A 16,069-nucleotide genomic window follows, 5' to 3' on the forward strand; every position below is an offset into this window, starting at 1 on the left:
AGACGATGGCACAAGTACAATTTTCTGTTTATCGTTATAATCCAGATGTTGATAACGCCCCCCGTATGCAAGAATATACTTTGCAAACGGAAGAAGGCCACGACATGATGGTATTGGATGCACTTTTATTATTAAAAGAGCAAGATCCAACGTTATCATTTCGTCGTTCATGCCGTGAAGGTGTGTGTGGCTCTGACGGTGTTAACATGAATGGTAAAAATGGTTTAGCATGTATTACTCCTTTATCAACGCTACAAAAAGGTGGCAAAGGTAAAATCGTAATTCGTCCATTACCAGGTTTACCAGTGGTACGTGACCTTGTTATTGACATGAGTCAGTTCTACACTCAATACGAAAAAGTAAAGCCTTATCTAATTAACGATACACCTGCTGCAGGTGAGCGTCTTCAATCAATTGAAGAACGTGACAAGTTAGATGGCTTGTATGAGTGTATTCTATGTGCATGTTGTTCAACATCGTGTCCTTCGTTTTGGTGGAATCCAGACAAGTTCATCGGTCCAGCTGGTCTTCTTCATGCTTACCGTTTCTTGGCAGATAGCCGAGATACAGCAACAGAAGAGCGTTTAGCTGACTTAGACGATGCATTCAGCGTGTTCCGTTGTCACAGTATCATGAACTGTGTTAGCGTTTGTCCTAAAGGTCTTAATCCAACTAAGGCAATCGGACAAATCAAATCAATGTTAATAAACCGTTCGGTTTAATAATATTGATAAATGTAAGATGGCTAATGTAAATTAGCCATCTTGTTATAACAATTAATTTCTGCGCTAAAGAAAAGGGCTTATAAATGCACGAAGGTGTGATGAAGGCATGGCTAGAATCTTCACATTTAAACGGCGGAAACGTTGCTTATATAGAAGAGCTTTATGAAGCGTATTTAGACAATGCGACTTCTGTGCCAGAAGAATGGCGAGAAGTGTTCGAACAATTACCAAAAGTTGATGGTGTGGATGTTGAAGTTAAGCATTCAGAAGTTCGGGCACAGTTTGCGGCGCTTGCGAAAAACAAGCATAGAGAAGTAGTGGTAGCAGAAGGTGGAAGCAGTGACCCTAAACAAGTCAAAGTTCTCCAGCTTATAAATGCTTTCCGTTTCCGTGGTCACCAAAATGCCAACTTAGATCCATTGGGCATTTGGCAACGTGAACGTGTTCGAGACTTAGAGCTTGAATATCATGAATTATCTAAAGCTGATTTTGACCGTGAATTTAACGTGGGATCGTTTGCCGTAGGCCGCGATACCATGCCTTTAGGTGAGTTATATCAAGCTCTAATGACCACATACTGTGGTTCTGTTGGCGCTGAGTATATGCACATCACATCAACTGAAGAAAAGCGTTGGTTACAGCAACGTTTAGAGTCAGTGCAATCACGTCCAACATTCAGTAAAGATGAAAAGTTGCGTATCCTAAAAGGATTAACCGCAGCGGATGGTCTTGAAAAATATTTAGGGGCTAAGTTCCCCGGTGCTAAACGTTTCTCACTTGAAGGTGGTGATGCGTTAGTACCGATGCTGAAAGAGCTTATTCACCGTGCTGGCGAAAGTGGCCAACAAGAAGCGGTAATTGGTATGGCTCACCGTGGTCGCTTAAATGTTCTTGTCAATGTACTTGGTAAAAATCCATCAGAACTATTTGATGAGTTTGCTGGCAAGCATAAAGAAACATTAAGCTCAGGTGATGTTAAATACCACATGGGTTACTCTTCGGATTTTGCTACTAAAGGTGGCAAAGTTCATATGGCTCTTGCCTTTAACCCATCGCATCTTGAAATCGTAAACCCAGTAGTTATGGGCTCGGTTCGTGCACGTTTAGACCGTTTGGGTGACAGTTCAGGTATTAAAGCACTACCTATCACCATTCATGGTGATTCGGCAGTTGCAGGCCAAGGTGTTGTTCAAGAAACCTTTAACTTATCGCAAACAAATGCGTTTAGTTGTGGTGGTAGTATTCGCATTGTAGTGAACAACCAAGTTGGTTTTACTACAAGCAAACAATACGATGTACGTTCAACAGATTACTGTACAGACATCGCAAAAATGGTGCAATCGCCTATTTTCCACGTTAATTCAGATGACCCTGAAGCGGTTGCATTTGTTACGCAAATAGCACTTGATTTCAGAAATCAATTTAAACGTGATGTGGTTATTGATCTAGTTTGTTATCGTCGTCACGGCCATAATGAAGCGGATGAGCCGAATGCGACTCAACCGATCATGTACCAAAAAATCAAAAAACACCCTGTGCCACGTTTGATCTACGCAGATCAGTTAATGGCTGAAGGCTCGTTTACTGAAGATGAAATTAAAGCACTGGCTGATGACTACCGTAATGGTTTAGACGAAGGCAATTGTGTTGTTGAAGAAATTCAACCAGAAACATCACACTCATCTGATTGGGCTAAGTATGTTGGCCATGAATGGAGTGTTGATTACGATGCCAGCGTTCCAGTTGAAAAATTAAAAGAACTGGGTAACAAAATAGCAAGTTACCCTGAGCAATATAAAGCCCAGTCTCGCGTTAAAAAGATTTACGATGATCGCAAATTAATGGCTAACGGTGAGAAACCACTTGATTGGGGTATGGCAGAAACACTTGCTTATGCAACAATCGCAACTGAAGGCACTGATATTCGTTTAACAGGCCAAGATTCAGGGCGTGGTACTTTCTTCCACCGCCATGCAGTTGTACATAGTCAAACTGATGGGGCCACTTACACGCCTTTACAGCACTTAAGTGAAGATCAAGGTACTTTCCAAGTATTTGACTCTGTGCTTTCAGAAGAAGCGGTTGTGGCGTTTGAATATGGTTATGCGACAGCAGAGCCAACATCACTAGTATTGTGGGAAGCACAGTTTGGTGATTTTGCTAACGGCGCCCAAGTTGTATTTGACCAATTCTTAAGTTCAGGTGAGCAAAAATGGGGCCGCTTATGTGGACTGACCATTTTATTGCCACATGGTTATGAAGGGCAAGGTCCTGAGCACAGTTCAGCACGTTTAGAGCGTTTCTTACAGCTATGTGCTGATCACAACATGCAAGTATGTGTGCCATCAACACCGGCACAAGTATATGCAATGTTACGTCGTCAATCAGTAAGACCACTGCGTCGCCCACTGATTGTTATGACACCTAAATCATTGTTACGTCATCCACTTGCAACGTCGTCGCTTGAAGAGCTTGCAGAAGGTGTATTCCATAATATGATCGATGAAATCGATGATATTGATGCTAAGAAAGTAGAACGCGTAGTATTTTGTAGTGGTAAAGTTTACTACGAGCTATTACAAGAGCGTCGTAAGCTTGAGCAAGACAATATAGCTATTGTGCGTGTTGAACAGTTATACCCATTCCCACATGATGAAATGGAAGCCATTATGGCGCGTTATCAACATGTGAAAGACTTTGTTTGGTGTCAAGAAGAGCCGCAAAACCAAGGTGCTTGGTATTGTTCACAACACCACTTTGTAGATGCAATCCCACAAGGTGCGAAGCTTAAATATGCAGGTCGTAAAGCCTCTGCTTCTCCAGCGTGTGGTTATATGTCAGTGCATACTAAAGAACAACAAGCGCTTGTCGCAGACGCGCTTACTATTGAAAATAAAGGATAAGCAATGAGCACAGAAATTAAAGTTCCTGTTCTTCCTGAGTCGGTTGCTGATGCTTCCGTTGCTACATGGCATGTAAGTGTTGGCGACAAAGTAAGCCGTGATCAGAACTTAGTAGATATCGAAACAGACAAAGTTGTTTTAGAAGTTGTTGCACCACATGATGGTGTGATCACTGAAATTTCACAAGAAGAAGGTGCAACCGTACTTGGCGACCAAGTGATCGGTATCATTGGTGAGGCTGATGCAGCTGCGCCAACTGAAGACGCAAAGAGCGAAGCTGCACCAGCTTCGGACAAACAAGAAAACGCGCCAGCGGCGCAATCAGCACCAGCATCAGAAGGTAAAGAAGTGGACATTAAAGTACCTGTACTTCCAGAATCAGTCGCAGACGCGACAGTAGCTACTTGGCATGTGCAACCAGGTGACGCAGTAACACGCGATCAAAACCTAGTTGATATCGAAACTGATAAAGTTGTTCTTGAAGTTGTTGCTCAAGAAGATGGCGTAATGGGTGAAATTATTCACGCAGAAGGCGATACAGTACTGGGTGACCAAGTTATCGGTAAAGTTAAAGCCGGTGGCGCACCAGCTGCAGCCCCTGCAGCAAAAGAACAAGCTCCAGCTGCTGATTCTAGCGATAGCTCAGACGTGTTAACACCGTCAGTGCGTCGTTTAATCGCAGAAAAAGGCCTAGATGCTTCTAAAATTAAAGGCTCTGGTAAAAATGGTCGTGTGACAAAAGAAGATGTTGATCAATTCTTGAAGTCACCAGCTCCTGCGGCGAAAGCTGAAGCAGCGCCAGCGGCACCAATGGGTGACCGTACACAAAAACGCGTGCCTATGACACGTTTACGTAAAACCATTGCTAATCGTCTTCTTGAAGCGAAAAACTCAACGGCAATGTTAACAACATTCAACGAAGTAAACATGAAACCAATCATGGACCTTCGTAAGCAGTATCAAGAAGTGTTCGAGAAACGTCACGGTATCCGTTTAGGTTTCATGTCTTTTTACGTAAAAGCGGTCACTGAAGCGCTAAAACGCTTCCCTGATGTAAATGCTTCAATTGATGGCGATGATATCGTATACCACAACTATTTTGATATCAGCATTGCTGTTTCTACGCCGCGCGGTTTAGTAACTCCAGTACTAAAAGATTGCGATAAGCTATCTGTTGCTGAAATCGAAAAAGGTATTCGTGAACTAGCACTTAAAGGTCGTGACGGTAAGCTGACGCTTGACGATATGACCGGTGGTAACTTCACTATCACTAACGGTGGTGTGTTCGGTTCGTTACTATCAACACCTATTATTAACTTACCGCAGTCTTCAATTTTGGGTATGCATAAAATCCAAGATCGTCCAATGGCTGTGAATGGTAAAGTTGAAATTCTTCCTATGATGTATTTGGCATTATCTTATGATCATCGCCAAATAGATGGTAAAGAATCTGTTGGCTTCTTAGTAACAATTAAAGAGTTACTTGAAGATCCAACTCGTTTATTACTGGATGTTTAATTCAGTAGTATAAAATATAAGCTGTGAGTCATATTCACAGCTTTTTTTTTGCGCCTTTGGTCGTACTGGGGTTTTCATGTTAAGCCTTGGGATCTATACTAGGTGCGCAATTTGGGATAGCTGTCTATTTATAAAAATAGTCAGCTCTTTTAGTATAAAAAATTGGATAAAGCATCATGAATTTGCATGAGTATCAGGCAAAACAACTTTTTGCCGAATATGGTTTACCAGTTTCTCAAGGTTTCGCTTGCGATACACCTGAAGAAGCTGCAGCAGCTGCTGAGAAAATCGGCGGTGATATGTGGGTTGTTAAAACTCAGGTTCACGCAGGTGGACGTGGTAAAGCTGGCGGTGTAAAGCTAGTTAAAACTATCGACGAAGTTAAAGCGTTTGCAGCTAACTGGTTAGGTAAAAACCTAGTTACTTACCAAACAGACGAGAATGGTCAGCCAGTTGCTAAAATTTTAGTAGAAAGCTGTACTGATATCGCCAACGAATTGTACTTAGGTGCAGTTGTTGACCGTGCATCTCGCAAAGTTGTTTTCATGGCGTCTACTGAAGGCGGTGTTGAAATTGAAACTGTTGCTGAAGAAACACCAGAGCTTATCCACAAAGCAGAGATCGACCCATTAGTAGGTCCTCAAGCTTACCAAGCACGTGAACTAGGTTTTAAATTGGGTCTTAACCCAGTACAAATGAAACAGTTCGTACAGATCTTTATGGGTCTTGGTAAAATGTTTACTGATTTCGATTTCGCACTACTTGAAATCAACCCGCTTGTTATCACTGATGAAGGTAACCTTCACTGTCTTGATGGCAAAATCGGTATCGATGGTAATGCACTTTACCGTCAACCTAAAATGCGTGATTTCCACGATCCATCACAAGAAGATGCACGTGAAGCTCATGCAGCAAGTTTTGAACTTAACTACGTTGCATTAGACGGTAACGTTGGTTGTATGGTTAACGGTGCAGGCCTAGCAATGGGTACTATGGACATCGTAAACCTACACGGTGGCAAGCCTGCAAACTTCCTAGATGTTGGCGGCGGCGCGACTAAAGAACGTGTATCAGAAGCATTCAAAATCATTCTTTCTGATGACAACGTTAAAGCCGTTTTAGTTAACATCTTCGGTGGTATCGTTCGTTGTGACATGATCGCTGAAGGCATCATTGGTGCAGTTAAAGAAGTTGGCGTAAACGTACCAGTAGTTGTACGTTTAGAAGGTACTAACGCTGAGCTAGGTCGTGAAGTTCTTAAGAACTCTGGTCTAGATATCATTGCTGCTGAATCACTAACAGACGCGGCTGAAAAAGTTGTTGCTGCTGCGGAGGGCAAATAATGTCTGTATTAATCAATAAAGATACAAAAGTTATCTGTCAAGGTTTCACCGGTGGCCAAGGTACTTTCCACTCTGAGCAAGCGCTTGAGTACGGTACACAAATGGTTGGTGGTGTAAGCCCAGGTAAAGGCGGTCAAACGCACCTTGGTCTTCCAGTATTTAACACTGTACGTGATGCTGTAGAAGCAACTGGCGCAACTGCATCAGTTATCTATGTACCAGCACCTTTTTGTAAAGATGCTATCTTAGAAGCAATCGATGCGGGCATCGAGCTAATCGTTTGTATCACTGAAGGTATCCCTACACTTGATATGGTTGACGTTAAAGTTAAACTAGATCAAACAGGTACTCGTATGATCGGTCCTAACTGTCCAGGTGTTATCACTCCTGGTGAGACTAAGATTGGTATCATGCCTGGTCACATCCACAAACCTGGTAAAGTAGGTATTGTTTCTCGCTCTGGTACTTTAACGTACGAAGCTGTTAAACAAACTACAGATGCAGGTTTCGGTCAGTCTACCTGTGTTGGTATTGGTGGCGACCCAATTCCTGGTACTAACTTTATCGACGTTTTAGAAATGTTCGAAAAAGATCCACAAACTGAAGCGATCGTAATGATCGGTGAAATCGGTGGTACTGCAGAAGAAGAAGCTGCAGAGTACATCAAAGCTAACGTTACTAAGCCTGTTGTTTCTTACATTGCTGGTGTTACTGCACCAGAAGGTAAGCGTATGGGTCATGCTGGCGCAATCATCGCTGGCGGTAAAGGTACTGCTGATGAGAAGTTTGCTGCATTAGAAGCTGCGGGCGTAAAAACTGTACGTTCACTTGCTGATATCGGTAAAGCACTTAAAGAAAAAACTGGCTGGTAATAACCTGCTATGTTTTGAAAAAAGGCTCACTTAGTGAGCCTTTTTTATTGCCATTATTTATAAGTATTATGTCTAGATAATAATAAATTTCAGAATCTTTAGCTGTTTATTTAATAATAAAAATCAATAGCTTGTTTCAATAAAATCTACTGGTAATAATCAAAACTGCCGTTATAATGTGCGATTGCTTTTTATCATTGGAAGATCTAGCAGTAATGCGAATAATTTATTTTACAGTCTACCTTGTATGCTTTTGTTGCTCTTTCAATTTATTTTCATCTACTTCATTTCGTACCGCATTTTTAGTAACCGAACAACGCGCATTAGCTGAACCAAATCAGTTGATCGAAGAATTAGTTCTTACACAAGCAGCTCAGGGTATTTCTACCACTGAACACGCTTATAATAATACTTTGTTAGCGCGGCTGTATTTATTTAAAGGTGATATCGCACGTTCACAAAGTTACTTTGAACTTGCCCAACAACAACTGCCTAAAGACGATGATTGGATCCAAGGTTATTGGTTAATGTATCGGAGTGTTTTTTCTTTAGAAGAAGGGCTGTTACCTGAAAGTATTAAACAAATCCGCTTAGCACAAAATGCCTTTACTCAAGCAAACGATTTAGAGATGTTGGTACAAGCTGAGTCTATTGAAGGAGCTCTGTTGCTCTGGCAAGAGGAATACCCTAAAGCAATAGAAATTATCGAAAATGCCTACATTGAAGCGAAAACTACGAATATGTCATCAACTACCATGCTTTATGTTTATGATAGTTTAGCGGCATATTATTCGACCATGTCACTATTTGAGAAAGGTGAGCAATATGCAGTTTTGGCGCGCGATATCGCCAGCAAAAACGGCGATGTTGTCAATGGTTTGCCTGTTATCTATATCTTATGCATGACATATGAGCGCGCTGAAAAACTTGATTCAGCGGCGGCTTGTTATGAAGAAATGATAATGTTATCAGCAATGGTAAAAGCACCGCGCTATCTTTTTTTGGCACCAGCTGGTAAGGCAAATGTCGCTCTGAAGCAAAAAAAATATTCGCAAGCGTTGCAACTACTATACTTGGCTAAAAGTTATGTCAATAAAGTGATTGTAAATCCAGCGCATATAATTGCGTTAAATAATGGATTTGCTAAAACTTTCTTAGCATTACAGCAACCAGAGCAAGCACTTGAATATATTCAAGCATCAGAGTTATTGTTGACTGATTACGATAGGCCGCTTAATAACCGTTACAGCCGTAATACACTTAGCTTAAAGGCGCAAAGCCTAGAACAATTAGGTCGTTTTGCAGAGGCTACTAATGCACTGAAGTTATTGATTAAGCTTACAGAGCAAGCAAAAGAAACAACGCAGCAGAAACTCGAGCAAGAAGCACGCTCACGATTTGAATCTACTCAACAAGATATCAAATTGCAGTTGGCTGAAGAGAAATTAAAATACCAACAAATTACTTTAGATAAGTTAGCTAAAGAAGGACAGTTACAAGCAGCCTATTCTGTTATTGGTATATTAGCGATATTAAGCATTACAATTTTCGCATTAAATCAACGCAAAGCATATTTACGAAGCCAACGCAGAGCAAATACAGATCCACTCACTGGAGCTCATAACCGTCGTTATATTCTCGATTTTATTGCATCGCAACTTATCGGGAAGCAACAAAACTTTTCAGTTTCAATTTTAGATATTGATCATTTTAAACAAGTAAATGATCAATATGGTCATGATATCGGTGATCAAGCCCTAATTGCTTTTAGCGCGTTACTTACTGAGCAGTTAGCTGATACTGAGTATCAATTTGCTCGCTTTGGTGGTGAAGAGTTTATTGTGGTAATGCCAAACTTAACACTTGCACAAGGGCATGATTTTATCGGTAACTTATGCATTTGTTTAAAATCGTTAAGCTTGACCGATAAAAAAATCACTTTAACAAGCAGTGCTGGGGTCGCACAAATGCAGCCAGGATTAGCCCTTAATACATTATTAAAAGTTGCTGACACAAACCTTTACCATGCTAAAAATACTGGCAGGGATAAGGTTTGTAGTTAACCTGAACTTAGCTTAAGGGGGTCATTATCGACAAGCTCGCTATTATAGATAATGATTGATATGTTGAAAAAATCGCACAGTGATATCTTGGCGCTCTTTATTAATAGATAATGGTTCGATGAGTGTACGGATCACACTTTCAACTTGATTCATAAACCGACCGTGGCCAATTCCTTGTTCGTCTTTTTCACTGGCAACAATAACAAAATGCAGTGAATCTACTAGTTTTTCATCATGCCAATAATGACTGTATTGCGTTTTTTGATCGTCGGTTGAAAAGCTCAGCTTTTGCAATTCATGATTGCCATCGTTGTTATCAGTCTTACTGTTTCTAATTATTGGCATCGTACCATTTGCTATCATCGCCGCTAAATGTAAATTTTTGGCGGCGCATTGCTGAATAAATGCGTCATAAAAATACTGGTAAAACTCTGTGAATGTTGGCTTATTAAGTAAATGATGAAACTGAGTTTTAATGGTACGTGTTATTGGGATCGCAAATGTCGTATAAGTCATCTCATTATGTTCTGCGGGGAGTGTACAATGGCGGCTTTGGTAGCGAGGGTAGAGTCCTCTAAGTTTATAACCGTAGCTTTCTTTACATCCTTTCGCTTTGGCGAACAAGTCATAGGTTAAATGCTGATGATCACGCACTTTTATTGCTGTTTCATCGATCAATAATGTGCTTTGTAGGTATTCGAGTACTTTTTTAACACGGGTATGGAATATAGCAGCATTCGCACGCAAGTCTTCACCAGTAGCAAGGAAGAGCAAGCGAATTTTTTTACTGGGTTTGCTGCTGTCGTAAATGCATTTATGCGCTTCATGGTAACGCGGGTTATAAAAGAATAAAATTTGCTTTTCTGTTTGTAAACAATACGACTCTTCATGAAACCTAACAACGGGAAGCTTATCGTTTGCTATCAAATGTACATTGTGTAGCTCGTATTCATCACATGAGGAGAATAGCTGTCGTGCTAAACGTTCATAACATTGCTGTATATTGCTAAAACGTGCGTATAAATCGGCACTGGGTACGAACTCCGCTAAGATATATTGGTTTGCGCGTGCAGTAGTTGGGATATAAACGCGATGCTGTGAAAGTGAAGCCATTATTTTCTCCTTAAAAGAATTACTTTAATGACGCCACTGTAGCTTGGTTGAATGACTGTTTTATTGCGCTAGAACAATTTATCGCCATTAAGAGGTTAAATAACAACCCAGACGTGGTTCTTCAGCTAGTATTTTCCGCTAAGTACACAGTATGTAATAAACCCGCATCTATTACTGTATGTTAAGGTTTGTTTTTATAATATACCCAAACCACCTCAATATGCAGAATTCAGCGTTTCACAGGGGCTTAATATCAAGGCGTTACTTTGCAACAATGATAGTCCCTTTTAAGAAGTAACAACGATGAGAGTAAATGCCTGCGAAACGCCCAACGGGTTGGTTTAAAAGCGATTTATACTGCGTTATTGATTTTACCAATAGAACCACTATTATTTGCAATCAATGCCTTGCCTAAATCGCTTTTAATTCCAACTGAAACTCGCATCTTGGGGTGGTTTGGGTATAATGCAGTAGTTTTGTCACCATGCACTATTGTGAGGATTGTATTCCTATGGCGGAAATTGAGAATCGCCCAAGTAACTTTATAAGAACCCGTATTGATGAAGATTTAGCATCAGGTAAACATGCGTCTACACATACTCGTTTTCCACCAGAGCCAAATGGTTTTTTACATATTGGTCATGCTAAATCAATTTGTTTAAATTTTGGTATAGCGCAAGACTACAGTGGTCAATGTAATTTACGTTTTGATGATACTAACCCTGAAAAAGAAGATATTAACTACGTTAATTCAATCAAAGAAGATGTTCAGTGGTTAGGTTTTAACTGGGATGGTGAAATAAAGTATTCGTCAAATTATTTTGATACTTTGTATGACTATGCTGTAGAGCTTATCAATAAAGGCTTAGCCTATGTTTGCTTTTTAACAGCTGATCAAGCGCGTGAATATCGCGGCACGTTAAAAGAGCCTGGTAAAAATAGTCCAACCCGTGATACTAGTCCTTCAGAAAACCTAGCACTATTTGAAAAAATGCGTGCTGGTGAATTTAAAGAAGGCGAGTGTGTACTACGTGCAAAAATCGATATGGCCAGCTCATTTATGGTGCTGCGTGATCCTATTATTTATCGTGTTCGATTTGCACACCATCATCAGACCGGTGATAAATGGTGCATTTACCCAATGTATGACTTTACGCACTGTATCTCAGATGCGCTAGAGGGCATTACCCATTCATTGTGTACACTTGAATTTCAAGATAACCGCCGTTTATATGATTGGGTGTTAGATAACATCAGTCTTGAATGTCATCCACAACAAATTGAGTTTTCAAGGTTAAACCTTGAATACACTATAATGTCAAAGCGTAAGCTAAATGATTTAGTGGTCAATGAGTATGTTGAAGGGTGGGATGATCCGCGTATGCCTACCATTGCAGGTCTTCGCCGTCGTGGTTATACACCAGCATCAATTCGTGAATTTTGCTTACGTATTGGCGTAACCAAACAAGAAAACATGGTTGAAATGGGCATGCTTGAAGCCTGTATCCGTGAAGACTTAAACGAACATGCTCCACGTGCCATGGCCGTTCTCGATCCGGTTAAAATCATCATTGAAAACTATGCTGTTGATACCGTTGAAACCTTATCAATTGCAAATCATCCAAATGATGAAAGTATGGGTCGTCGTGATGTTCCGTTCACCCGTGAAATTTATATTGAACGTGAAGACTTCAAAGAAGAAGCAAATAACAAATTCAAGCGCTTAGTACTTGATAAAGAAGTTCGTTTACGTGGTGCTTATGTTATTAAAGCAGAGCGTGTTGAAAAAGACGAAAATGGCGAAATAACCACGATTTTCTGTAGCTATGATCCACAAACGCTGGGCAAAAATCCAACTGATGGACGTAAAGTGAAGGGCGTTATCCACTGGGTGTCAGCCAGTGAGTCAATCACCGCAGAAGTTCGTTTATATGATCGGTTATTCAGCGTACCAAATCCTGCAGCAGCTGAAGACTTTGCAACAACTTTAAATCCTGATTCATTAGTGGTTTTAGCAAATGCAAAACTTGAGCCATCACTTGCTAATGCAGAGCCTGCACAAGGTTTTCAATTTGAACGTACAGGGTACTTCAGCCGTGATACTAAGTCAGAGAACATTGTATTTAACCAAACAGTTGGTTTACGTGATTCTTGGACTAAAACACAGCAGTAGTTTTTTATCCCTTCGCTCAAAGGCGAGGGGATAAAAGTAACAGACATAAAAAAACCTGCAATTTGCAGGTTTTTTTTATTCAGCTAATAAATTATTGGCTATCAGCAAATGCTTTACATGCTGCAGTGTCAGTACACTCGCCATACAGATAAAGAGAGTGGTTGGTTAATTTAATACCATTTTCTTCTGAAATTTCAAGTTGACGACGTTCAATCATTTCATCTTCAAATTCAACAACTTTACCACATTTTAAACATACTAGGTGATCATGGTGTGTGCTACCAGAGAGTTCAAATACAGACTTACCGCCTTCAAAATGGTGACGGCTAACAATACCCGCATCATCAAATTGGTTAAGTACGCGGTACACAGTAGCAAGGCCAATTTCTTCACCTAGGTCCAAAAGAATTTTGTAAACATCTTCAGCGCTGATGTGTTGGTTATCTGGAGATTGTAAAATCTCTAAAATTTTAATACGCGGCAAAGTTACTTTTAAGCCGGCTTTTTTTAATTCCAAGTTATGATCAGTCATTAAATCTGTCTCAATTATATTTGGTTATACTAGACACCTTACAAAGATGTACACGACACATTAGCAACGATAAGAATAACGTGCCTAGTCATTAAGTGCAAAGATCAATTGCTAGAAATACTTATAAAATGTGTAATAGGAAAACGAACGTCATTATTTTATACGATTACTAGCAATAAAGTGCATTTAATCAGCAAGTTCACTTAAACACATTTCTTCATAAACTTGTGCTGACCATGCTTTTACACGTTGTTCAGTAAGCTCTGGTTGACGGTCTTCATCAATGCCTAAACCAACAAAATGGTTGTCATCAGCCATGCCTTTCGAGGCTTCAAAATCATACCCTTGTGTTGGCCAATGACCCACAACAATAGCGCCACGCTCAGTAACGATGTCATTGATCATACCCATCGCATCAAGGAAGTATTCAGCGTAGTCTTCTTGATCGCCACAGCCAAAAATAGCCACAAGCTTGCCTTCAAAATCAACTTCTTCTAATTCAGGGAAAAAGTCATCCCAATCACATTGTGCTTCACCATAATACCAAGTAGGAATGCCAAATAAGATTAAATCAAATTCTGCGATCTGTTCTTTTGAACTTTTAGCAATATCATGCACAGCCACTAACTTTTTACCCAATTCTTTTTGGATCATTTTAGCTACGTGTTCTGTGTTACCTGTGTCACTTCCGAAAAAAATACCTACACTTGCCATGGATTTAAAACCTTTTATCTATCAATAGCCAATCTTTCTTGTAAAATAGTTTCAATCAGCGCACTGCGGCTAATATTTTGTGCATCGGCCATATCGCTTAACGCTTGATATAACTGCGATGAAACTTTAAATTCGACACGCTTTAAACCACGTGCTTTATCTCTTTTTATTTGATTACGTTTATTTACCTTTAACTGAACCTCCCTTGGTAGGGGATTCGTTTTTGGTCTGCCGGGGCGTTTTTCGTATTCAAATAAATCGAGCGTTGTTCTATCTGTTTCAGACTTAGCCATGGTTAACCCACACCCGCACCTTGCCAAAAAACTTGAATAAGTCCTTTAGCGATAAAACCAGAACACCCTAAAAATAGCACAAGCCATACTACATAACGGCCAAATTTAGGCACATTACCTTTTTTTAGTACGTCTTGGATAGCCATACCGATAAAAAAGAACACACCGGCTAAGCCAAAGTACAACCCAAGGGTATCAAATTCGTTAATTAACTGACTGACCATCAACGTATAACCTTTAAATTAAACGGCGCGTACTATAGCATATAAAATTGTAATAATTTAGTGCGCTAAGTCAAAAATACGAGATTAAATTTTGCTTTATTAAGCCATTAAAAAATCATTGATAGACTTATTAACCGCCATTGGTTTTTGGGCATGCAACCAATGACCTGCGCCATGAATAATTTTTGCTTTTGCGTTGCTAAATTGAGCCATAATAGCTTCACGATATTCAGGCAATATATAATCAGAATCGTTCCCTTTGATAAATAAAGTATCGCATAAACAAGAATCATTTGCTTTAATATTTGCTAAAATATTGCGATATTTTTCACTTAGGGTAGTCAAATTAAAGCGCCACTGCAGTTCACCAAGTTCGTTTTTCGCATAGCTTTTTAGCAAAAACTGGCGAACACCTAATTCAGGTATTAGCTGCGTCATTAATTTATCCGCTTCTTTGCGGTCATTAATAGCATGGCTTTTTACCAGCTTTAATGCCGCAATGATATCATCATGACGACTTTGATATGCAACAGGAGCGATATCTAATACTACGAGCTTATTTACTGAGCTTGGATTAATATGTGCTATTTGCATAGCAACTTTCCCGCCCATAGAATGACCGACTAAATGGGCTTTATCAATACTTAAATGGTCCATTAAGGCGAGTACGTCGTCAGCCATTGCCGAGTAATCCATAATATCACTGTGTGGTGAACGGCCATGGTTACGTAAATCAAGATTCGTTACTGTAAAATTTTCTGCCAATGCATTGGCTATAACATTTAAATTTTCCAGTGAACCAAACAATCCATGGATCAAAATTACATGCGGCCCTTGGCCAGTTTGTTTGTAATTTAACAGCATCACAGTTTCCAAAAACAATTTCATAAAAGTGTGCCTAGTTTGCCTAGTGAAATAACAAATTGCAAAACATAGAGAATTAAATCAGGTTTGGGTATAATCAGCATGGATGAAAAAAATGTGACCCGTAACGACAGGAATAACATGAAAAAAATTGACATAGACGACGAGTTATATCAATACATTGCAAGTAACACTCAAAGTATAGGCGAAAGCGCCTCAACTATTTTACGTCGTTTATTAAATATTCACGGCGAAAATGATTTAGCCGCGCAAGAAAAACCAGAACAGCCCGTCACGCATGAGGTTGCAAAGACGACTCAAACAACTGAACACACCTCATCGACCGAGAATAAAAAGTCAGCCGCTGTCACACCATTGACACAAGCGCATGCCAGTGTTTTTAATATACTCAATAAAGAAGAGTTGGCGATGCAAAAAGGCGTAGTAGGGCGCTTTTTGTTTATTTTATCTGCTTTACATAGAACTCATAAAACTGATTTTTCAGCGGTATTGGATGTGCAAGGGCGTGATCGCGTTTACTTCGCAACCAGCAAAGAAGCGTTAGTAAACAGTGGCAGCAGTATGAATCCAAAAAACATTACCGACAGTGAATACTGGGTAATGACCAACTCAAATACTACCCGTAAGAAAATGATGCTACACGAAGTGGCACTTGGCTTAGGCTATAGTGCTGAACAAGCTGAAAAAATTCGAGACTACTTATAAAGGAAA

The 16,069-nt window shown here is 40.0% G+C and carries 14 protein-coding genes; 8 read left to right on the forward strand and 6 right to left on the reverse strand.

All coding sequences use genetic code 11. The features are described from left to right. The first annotated feature begins 5 nt into the window (after nt 1-5). The 6 genes from H5201_RS02760 (at nt 6) to H5201_RS02785 (ending at nt 9,424) form a co-directional block, all read left to right on the forward strand. Entirely contained in the window at nt 6-722 is a 717-nt protein-coding gene (locus tag H5201_RS02760; RefSeq protein WP_064666153.1) for a succinate dehydrogenase iron-sulfur subunit, read from the forward strand. Between the two features lie 86 nt (nt 723-808). After that, on the forward strand, nt 809-3,628 hold the full coding sequence (locus tag H5201_RS02765; RefSeq protein WP_182739261.1) for a 2-oxoglutarate dehydrogenase E1 component: 2,820 nt from the start codon (nt 809-811) through the stop codon (nt 3,626-3,628). Between the two features lie 3 nt (nt 3,629-3,631). Continuing rightward, nucleotides 3,632-5,146 carry a 2-oxoglutarate dehydrogenase complex dihydrolipoyllysine-residue succinyltransferase gene (gene odhB, locus H5201_RS02770; RefSeq protein ID WP_182717861.1) on the forward strand — a complete coding sequence of 505 codons (1,515 nt, stop codon included), beginning with the start codon at nt 3,632-3,634 and terminating at the stop codon, nt 5,144-5,146. Between the two features lie 176 nt (nt 5,147-5,322). Next, complete coding sequence (gene sucC, locus H5201_RS02775; protein ID WP_145233868.1) at nt 5,323-6,489, forward strand: ADP-forming succinate--CoA ligase subunit beta; 1,167 nt, start codon at nt 5,323-5,325, stop codon at nt 6,487-6,489. Next, a complete protein-coding gene (sucD, locus tag H5201_RS02780) occupies nt 6,489-7,361 on the forward strand; it encodes a succinate--CoA ligase subunit alpha (protein ID WP_145233870.1) in 873 nt (290 codons plus the stop codon). Before sucC ends, sucD begins: the two co-directional genes overlap by 1 nt. A 215-nt stretch (nt 7,362-7,576) precedes the next feature. Continuing rightward, complete coding sequence (locus H5201_RS02785) at nt 7,577-9,424, forward strand: diguanylate cyclase (RefSeq protein ID WP_182739262.1); 1,848 nt, start codon at nt 7,577-7,579, stop codon at nt 9,422-9,424. 42 nt (nt 9,425-9,466) lie between these two features. Here the strand turns inward: H5201_RS02785 and H5201_RS02790 are convergent, their stop codons facing one another. Further along, nucleotides 9,467-10,537: a DUF3083 family protein gene (locus H5201_RS02790; protein WP_182717859.1), complete on the reverse strand. Its 1,071-nt coding sequence runs from the start codon at nt 10,535-10,537 to the stop codon at nt 9,467-9,469. Between the two features lie 511 nt (nt 10,538-11,048). Here H5201_RS02790 and glnS point away from each other — a divergent pair. Further along, nucleotides 11,049-12,710, forward strand: coding sequence for a glutamine--tRNA ligase (glnS, locus tag H5201_RS02795; RefSeq protein WP_145233878.1), 1,662 nt, complete (start codon nt 11,049-11,051; stop codon nt 12,708-12,710). Between the two features lie 91 nt (nt 12,711-12,801). Here the strand turns inward: glnS and fur are convergent, their stop codons facing one another. The 5 genes from fur to H5201_RS02820 form a co-directional block, all read right to left on the reverse strand. Then, the gene (gene fur, locus H5201_RS02800; RefSeq protein WP_145233880.1) at nt 12,802-13,242 is read right to left on the reverse strand and encodes a ferric iron uptake transcriptional regulator; all 441 of its coding nucleotides are present in this window, start codon (nt 13,240-13,242) and stop codon (nt 12,802-12,804) included. A gap of 186 nt (nt 13,243-13,428) precedes the next feature. After that, a complete protein-coding gene (gene fldA, locus H5201_RS02805; RefSeq protein WP_145233882.1) occupies nt 13,429-13,956 on the reverse strand; it encodes a flavodoxin FldA in 528 nt (175 codons plus the stop codon). A 14-nt stretch (nt 13,957-13,970) separates the two neighbouring features. Continuing rightward, a complete protein-coding gene (ybfE, locus tag H5201_RS02810; RefSeq protein WP_016709654.1) occupies nt 13,971-14,249 on the reverse strand; it encodes a LexA regulated protein in 279 nt (92 codons plus the stop codon). A 2-nt stretch (nt 14,250-14,251) separates the two neighbouring features. Further along, nucleotides 14,252-14,473 carry a DUF2788 domain-containing protein gene (locus H5201_RS02815; protein ID WP_054204660.1) on the reverse strand — a complete coding sequence of 74 codons (222 nt, stop codon included), beginning with the start codon at nt 14,471-14,473 and terminating at the stop codon, nt 14,252-14,254. A 99-nt stretch (nt 14,474-14,572) separates the two neighbouring features. Next, the gene (locus H5201_RS02820) at nt 14,573-15,337 is read right to left on the reverse strand and encodes an alpha/beta fold hydrolase (protein ID WP_182739278.1); all 765 of its coding nucleotides are present in this window, start codon (nt 15,335-15,337) and stop codon (nt 14,573-14,575) included. Nucleotides 15,338-15,478: 141 nt separating this feature from the next. On the opposite strand from H5201_RS02820, the gene seqA reads away from it, so the two are divergent. Further along, nucleotides 15,479-16,063, forward strand: coding sequence for a replication initiation negative regulator SeqA (seqA, locus tag H5201_RS02825; protein ID WP_182717858.1), 585 nt, complete (start codon nt 15,479-15,481; stop codon nt 16,061-16,063). Nucleotides 16,064-16,069: the final 6 nt, after the last annotated feature.

The sequence above is a fragment of the Pseudoalteromonas sp. SG43-6 genome, assembly GCF_014164365.1.
Classification (GTDB): Bacteria; Pseudomonadota; Gammaproteobacteria; order Enterobacterales; family Alteromonadaceae; genus Pseudoalteromonas; species Pseudoalteromonas rhizosphaerae.

Excerpts from the sequence above, each read along its gene's own strand:
- H5201_RS02760 (WP_064666153.1), top strand. The coding sequence starts at position 6 with ATGGCACAAGTACAATTTTCTGTTTATCGTTATAATCCAGATGTTGAT.
- H5201_RS02765 (WP_182739261.1), top strand. The coding sequence starts at position 809 with ATGCACGAAGGTGTGATGAAGGCATGGCTAGAATCTTCACATTTAAAC.
- odhB (WP_182717861.1), top strand. The coding sequence starts at position 3,632 with ATGAGCACAGAAATTAAAGTTCCTGTTCTTCCTGAGTCGGTTGCTGAT.
- sucC (WP_145233868.1), top strand. The coding sequence starts at position 5,323 with ATGAATTTGCATGAGTATCAGGCAAAACAACTTTTTGCCGAATATGGT.
- sucD (WP_145233870.1), top strand. The coding sequence starts at position 6,489 with ATGTCTGTATTAATCAATAAAGATACAAAAGTTATCTGTCAAGGTTTC.
- H5201_RS02785 (WP_182739262.1), top strand. The coding sequence starts at position 7,577 with ATGCGAATAATTTATTTTACAGTCTACCTTGTATGCTTTTGTTGCTCT.
- H5201_RS02790 (WP_182717859.1), bottom strand. The coding sequence starts at position 10,537 with ATGGCTTCACTTTCACAGCATCGCGTTTATATCCCAACTACTGCACGC.
- glnS (WP_145233878.1), top strand. The coding sequence starts at position 11,049 with ATGGCGGAAATTGAGAATCGCCCAAGTAACTTTATAAGAACCCGTATT.
- fur (WP_145233880.1), bottom strand. The coding sequence starts at position 13,242 with ATGACTGATCATAACTTGGAATTAAAAAAAGCCGGCTTAAAAGTAACT.
- fldA (WP_145233882.1), bottom strand. The coding sequence starts at position 13,956 with ATGGCAAGTGTAGGTATTTTTTTCGGAAGTGACACAGGTAACACAGAA.
- ybfE (WP_016709654.1), bottom strand. The coding sequence starts at position 14,249 with ATGGCTAAGTCTGAAACAGATAGAACAACGCTCGATTTATTTGAATAC.
- H5201_RS02815 (WP_054204660.1), bottom strand. The coding sequence starts at position 14,473 with ATGGTCAGTCAGTTAATTAACGAATTTGATACCCTTGGGTTGTACTTT.
- H5201_RS02820 (WP_182739278.1), bottom strand. The coding sequence starts at position 15,337 with ATGCTGTTAAATTACAAACAAACTGGCCAAGGGCCGCATGTAATTTTG.
- seqA (WP_182717858.1), top strand. The coding sequence starts at position 15,479 with ATGAAAAAAATTGACATAGACGACGAGTTATATCAATACATTGCAAGT.